This is a genomic window from Paenibacillus sp. GCM10027627, assembly GCF_042675505.1.
In the GTDB taxonomy this organism is placed as follows: domain Bacteria; phylum Bacillota; class Bacilli; order Paenibacillales; family Paenibacillaceae; genus Pristimantibacillus.
Window position 1 is genome coordinate 111,106 of the sequence record NZ_JBHTHB010000008.1, and the last position, 6,000, is coordinate 117,105.

Sequence of the window (6,000 nt, forward strand, 5' to 3'; positions counted from 1 at the left end):
TTTTGGGTTAAAAGTATGAATTTCCCCCATTCGTATGGAAATAGTATCCCTTTATTTGGAACAGCTTAGATAGGGCGGGAGGTTGGTTATGCGAACGGTGTTTGGCTTTTTAAAAAGGTATCGGATTGCAGCTGCGGCTGCGGTTGCGCTTATGCTGGCAGAGCTTGTCATTGAATTGGCGCAGCCTTTGCTAATGGCCAAAATTGTAGACGAAGGCATTAGGCAAGGGCGGTCCGATCTTGTGCTGCTTTGGGGCGGAGTGATGCTGGGCGGTGCAGTCATCGCTTTTGCGGTCGGAATTTTAAGTTCATTTTATGCGGCGCATGTTAGTCAAAGCTTTGGGTTTGACATCAGAGGCGGACTATTTAAAAAAGTACAATCGTTATCGTATGCAAATTTTAGCCGGTTTCAGCAGTCTTCTCTCATGACTAGGCTGACAGGCGATATTGTAGGGCTTCAAAATACAGTTTTTATGGGGCTGCGCATTATGCTTAGAGCGCCGTTGTTTGTTGCGGGCAGCGTGGTCATGGCCTTTATCGTCAATCCGCGTATTGCGATATGGTTTGCCGGCGCGCTCCCGTTTATCGGACTGTTTTTAGTATGGATTTTGAAGCGAGGCGAAGGGCTTTTTCAAGCGGTACAGCAACAATTGGACAAAGTGAACGGCATATTGAGGCAAAATTTAACGGGCATGAGGTTGATCCGTGTTTTTGTTAGAAGCCAGCATGAGTCAAAAAAGTTCGAGGCTGCGAGCAGTGGGCTAGCGAGCCGGACGATAGCCGCTTTAAGATTTACCGAATTGATGATGCCGATCGTTCTGCTAGTAATGAATGGAGCCATCATCGCTATTTTATGGATAGGCCGGGCGCAGTTAAGTACTGGGGAAGCTACCGTTGGGGAAGTTGTAGCGATTGTCAATTATGCGACAAGAACGGCCGGAGCGCTTTCGCTGGTGTCGATGATCGTTCTCCATTTTACAAAAGCGAAAGCTTCTGCGCGCCGGATTGAAGAGGTTATGGAAGCTTACGGTGATGAAACAGGTGTGGAGGAAAGTAGTTTACTGGCAAATCGGGGCGATTGGGATGACCTCATAAGCAAAGGCGAGGTACAGTTTCGCAATGTCGCTTTCCAATATCCGGATACGGATGAGCCGCTGCTTAAATATATTTCATTCCATGCTGCGCAAGGGGAGACGATTGCCGTGCTTGGTGCGACGGGCTCGGGGAAATCGACGTTGCTTCAGCTCATTCCAAGACTATATGAGGTTCAGGAAGGAGCTATATGGATTGACGGTTTGGATTCGAGAAATAGAAAGCTCCGCTCGTTGCGGGACGGAATCGGTTATGTGCCGCAGGATATAATGCTGTTCACCGGGTCGGTGGCTGACAATATAAGGCGAGGCAAAGAAGACGCTACGCTTGAGGAAATGATGGAGGCTGCCCGCAAGGCGCAAATTCACGAGACGATTATGCAGTTTGAGGACGGATACGAAACGATTGTGGGGCAGAAGGGTGTAAATTTGTCGGGGGGCCAGAAGCAGCGGCTGACGATTGCCCGGGCGCTGGTGAGGAAGCCGTCCATTCTTCTTTTGGACGATTGCACAAGCGCGCTTGACATACATACCGAAAACGCTCTGCTGCGTGGGTTGAAAGCAGTGGGCTGCACCACTCTTTTTGTCACGCAAAAAATGAGCTCAACCGCGAGCGCAGACCGCATTTTATTGCTCGACGAGGGTCGTCTGCTGGCAAGCGGCACGCATGAGCAATTGTTAAACGATTCCGAGCTGTACCAAAAAATATTCCGGTCACAAAATAGAAAGGCGGGTGCTGCCCATGCTTAAACAGCTCGGAGACCCGTTTCGACAGGTGCGCCTTTCGGAGGCCGAACAAATTGGGATTATAGAACATAACGGCAACAAGCGTAAAAAGCCGCGTGCCGCCCATACGCTGACCACTCTTAAGCGGCTGTGGAACTATTTGGCTCAATACCGAACCAGGCTTGTTGCCGTTATGGCGATTATTTTGTTCAGCACGGCCTGTTCCATCATTGGTCCATATATGGCTGGCATGGCTATCGATCTTTTTTTAGAGGGCGGGGAGACCGGGTTTGTTCCTTTTCTTATCGCAATGGCCGTTGTTTTTATATTGCATTCCACAGCTACTTGGTTTCAAAACGTATGGATGATTGGAATCTCCCAAGCTACCGTCAAGCAAATGCGCAGTGATTTGTTTCTTCAAATTCATCGTCTTCCGATTCCGTTTTTTGCAAAAAGACAGCATGGCGAGCTGATGAGCCGGATGACGAACGATATCGAAAATGTCAGCTCATCGCTCAGCAGCTCTTTTATTCAAATGTTCTCCAGCGTTTTACTGCTGCTAGGCATTGTTGGTGTTATGTTATCGCTCAGTCCGTTGATGACGGTTATTACATTAACCGTTGTTCCGCTCATGCTGCTCGGCATGAAATGGATTACGAGCCGAACCAGCCGGCTGTTCAAAATCCAGCAGCGAAATCTAGGCGAGCTTAATGGCTTCGTCGAGGAAACGTTGTCTGGACAGCGCGTCATTAAAGCTTTTTCCCAGGAAGAGAGAGTCATTCGCGAGTTTGAAAGCAGAAGCAAGCGGATTTACATATCGGGCTATTGGGCACAGGCCATATCCGGCTTTATACCAAAGCTGATGAACGGGCTTAACAATTTAAGCTTTGCGCTTATAGCCGGGATTGGCTCGATGATGGCTTTGAACGGTTCAGGCGTAACCGTTGGAGTTATCGTTATTTTTGCCGAGTTTTCCAGACAGTTCACACGTCCTCTTAACGATTTGGCGAATCAATGGAATACGCTGCTTTCCGCTGTTGCGGGAGCGGAGAGGGTGTTTCAATTATTGGACGAGGAAACGGAAGCTGCGGATGAAGAAGAAGCGTTGTCGATTTCGAATATAAAAGGGAAGGTAGAGTTTCAAAAGGTTTCTTTTAGCTACGGAGAGAGTAGAGACGTGCTGCAAAACATTAGCTTTGTTGCGGCTCCGGGAGAAACGGTAGCTTTTGTAGGTCCGACCGGCGCGGGCAAAACGACATTGATCGGACTGCTAAGCCGATTTTATGAGCCGAATCAGGGTGTCATCTGGCTTGACGGCCGCAAGCTGTCCGATATCCGGCGCGAAAGTTTGCGGTCGCAGATGGCTTTTGTGCTGCAGGACCCGTTTTTGTTCGAAGGCACGATCCGCGAAAATATTAGATACGGACGTCTCGATGCTTCTGACCGGGAAGTGGAAGAGGCGGCTAAAGGTGCTAACGCCCATCCTTTTATCGTCCGGTTAAAAGGGGGATACGACGCTATGCTCCAGCAAGACGGCAATGGGATAAGCCAAGGACAGAAGCAGCTTATTGCCATAGCCCGCGCTATATTGGCGGATCCCGCTATCCTAGTGCTGGATGAGGCGACTAGCAGCATTGACACCGTAACTGAAATTAAAATCCAGGAAGCGCTCGAGCGACTAATGGCCGGCCGCACCAGCTTTGTCATTGCTCACCGACTGAACACAATTCAAAAAGCGGATCGTATTGTCGTGCTTCAAGACGGCAAAGTTACGGAGTCGGGCACGCATAAGGAGCTTATGGAGAAGGGCGGCTTTTACAACAGCCTCGTGCAAGGCCAGCATGATCTTTAATTCGGGTATAACAGGAAAGAACCTTCTTCTCCGTCTAAGCGGGAAAGAAGGTTCTTTTTATGGCTTGTACTGTAGAAGCTGTATCGCTATGCAACTGCCGTAGTGCTCCTTTTGATCAAAAATGAGTTGCCTGCGTCTAAAATAAGCTCCAGTCCATTTCTTTCGAAATCGTCTCCAGCAAATGGACGCCCGCGATGCTGTTTCCTTTAGGATTGAGTGCCGGACCTACAACCCCGATGCCATATTTTCCGGGGACTAAGGTCAGAATTCCGCCCGCGACTCCGCTTTTGGCAGGGAGGCCGACTTCGATGGCAAATTCCCCGGAAGCGTTGTACATGCCGCAAGTGACCATAAACGTTTTTGCGATTTGTACATACCGCCTAGGTACAAGATTGACTCCGGAAATAGGGTCGGTCCCGTCGAATGCAAGCACTAGCGCCATGCGCGCAAGATCGGCGCAATTGACTCCAATGGAGCAGTGCCGGAAATAAACGTCCAGCACGTCGTCGACTTTTCCTTTCAAAACGCCGTTGTCTTTGAGGAAATACGCCATAGATCGGTTCAAATCGGCAGACTCGGCTTCCGATCGATAAACGGCAAGGTCGTAATTCAATGTATCATTGTTCGAAAGCTTTCGGAAAAACTGCAGCACCCGCTCGGACTTTTCTTCCGCGCTGCCGCCTGCAATTAAGGACGAAATGACAATGGCTCCGGCGTTGATGAGCGGATTAAAAGGGATGCCCGGCTGCACTAATTCCAGTTTCAGCATGGAATTGAAATTGTCTCCCGTCGGCTCCATGCCGACCTTGTCAAAAACAACATCTTCCCCGTTATCCATTAACGCAAGAAGCAGAGTAAACACTTTGGAGATGCTTTGCATCGTAAACGTCAAGCCGCAGTCACCCGCCGCAGCGATCTCTCCCCGAGCGTTCAAAAGCTGAATGCCGATGGCCTCATGAGGCGCTTTCGACAGTTCAGGAATATACGAAGCCACCTTCCCGTTTTTGCAGCACAATTTACTGGATTCCACCCAGCCGTTAATCCTTTGTTTAATGATATCGAACTCATCGATTGGCGTGTTTCGAGTTGGCATGGTTGCACTCCTTCTATAGAAAGCAGTTTTGACGGCGCGCAGCTGTTGTTCTATTTATATAGAATTAGGATGCTTATTTAGGCGCTTGATTATTGTTTTTATGAAAGGCTCCATTCCAGCAAGACCGATATCGGATAATGATCGGATGGGTAACGCCCTTCCTGCTCGTCGCGGTGAACGATCGTTTCTTTTATTTTAAGTGAGGCGCTTGTAAAAATATAGTCAATGGGCTCTCCCTGTACTCCGCCTGCAAAATCATGAAACGTACAGCCCGGGTTAGTTTCAGTCGCTTCAAAGGCATCTTGTAACCCGGCCTTCAGAAGTTTAATGGATGCATGTTCTGGAAAGCTGTTGAAGTCTCCTGTGAGAATAGATGGCAAGCCTTCATTTTCAGTGATGTCCGCGATTTTTGTTAAAAGCAGCTTGGCGCTTTCCTCTCTGGCTTGATCGCCAATATGGTCGAAATGAGTGTTGAAAACATAAAACTGCTTTTGCGGAAACGCTGTGAGTTGGAAGAATGCCCATGTGCAAAAACGGGAATAGCTGCTGTCCCATCCTAAGCTAGCCGGCTCATCCGGACGTTCCGAAAGCCAAAACTGCCCGCTTTTAATAAGGGAAACTTGATCATGCCGATAAAAAATAGCGCAACACTCGTCCAGCGTTTCATTGCCGCTTTGGTATCCGGCTCTTCCTTCGCCGAGCCTTTTGTATTGAGGGAGTGCCTGATCTAAATCATGCAGCATATCGTAACGGCCCTCTTGAGTACCTACTATAAGAGGATTTATGTTTCGAATAAGCTCGGCGGCCTGCTCCTTTCGGTAAGGCCATGCGTTTTGTCCGTCAATTGGCGTATTTACTCTAAGGTTAAAAGTCATAATCGTCGCTGTTGTCATAGAAGCCTCCGTTGCCGTTATATAGTTGAAGTTGATATTTAATGCTTCTTCTAATTTAAGAATAGTAGCGAGGGGCAATGGAATCAATTCAAATGTTCGCTAAGTGAAAGCACTTTGCCCGATAAGGGTGGTGAAAAAAAGAATTTAAAACTTTTTTAAAAAAACGCTTGCCAAATCGAACAAGCCTATGGTATATTCTAATTCCGGCCGAGAGATACACGGTTCGGACGAAAGAAATGAAGCAACAACATTGTTCTTTGAAAACTGAACAACGAGCGAAACTGCCCTGTTAATTCTGAAAAGAATTAATGGAATAAAATGAAGACGAAAGTCTTCAAGCAACAAC

General features: G+C 48.1%; 4 protein-coding genes. 2 read left to right on the forward strand and 2 right to left on the reverse strand.

Annotation, left to right across the window (positions count from 1 at the left end):
* The first annotated feature begins 88 nt into the window (after positions 1 to 88).
* Positions 89 to 1,840 (forward strand): ABC transporter ATP-binding protein, encoded by a 1,752-nt coding sequence (locus ACFQZE_RS22625; protein WP_379361385.1) that lies wholly within the window; start codon positions 89 to 91, stop codon positions 1,838 to 1,840.
* Positions 1,833 to 3,668 (forward strand): ABC transporter ATP-binding protein, encoded by a 1,836-nt coding sequence (locus ACFQZE_RS22630; RefSeq protein ID WP_379361387.1) that lies wholly within the window; start codon positions 1,833 to 1,835, stop codon positions 3,666 to 3,668. Before ACFQZE_RS22625 ends, ACFQZE_RS22630 begins: the two co-directional genes overlap by 8 nt.
* A 136-nt stretch (positions 3,669 to 3,804) precedes the next feature.
* Here the strand turns inward: ACFQZE_RS22630 and glsA are convergent, their stop codons facing one another.
* Positions 3,805 to 4,761, reverse strand: coding sequence for a glutaminase A (glsA, locus tag ACFQZE_RS22635; RefSeq protein ID WP_379361390.1), 957 nt, complete (start codon positions 4,759 to 4,761; stop codon positions 3,805 to 3,807).
* Between the two features lie 98 nt (positions 4,762 to 4,859).
* Positions 4,860 to 5,654, reverse strand: coding sequence for an endonuclease/exonuclease/phosphatase family protein (locus tag ACFQZE_RS22640; RefSeq protein WP_379361392.1), 795 nt, complete (start codon positions 5,652 to 5,654; stop codon positions 4,860 to 4,862).
* Between the last annotated feature and the right edge of the window lie 346 nt (positions 5,655 to 6,000).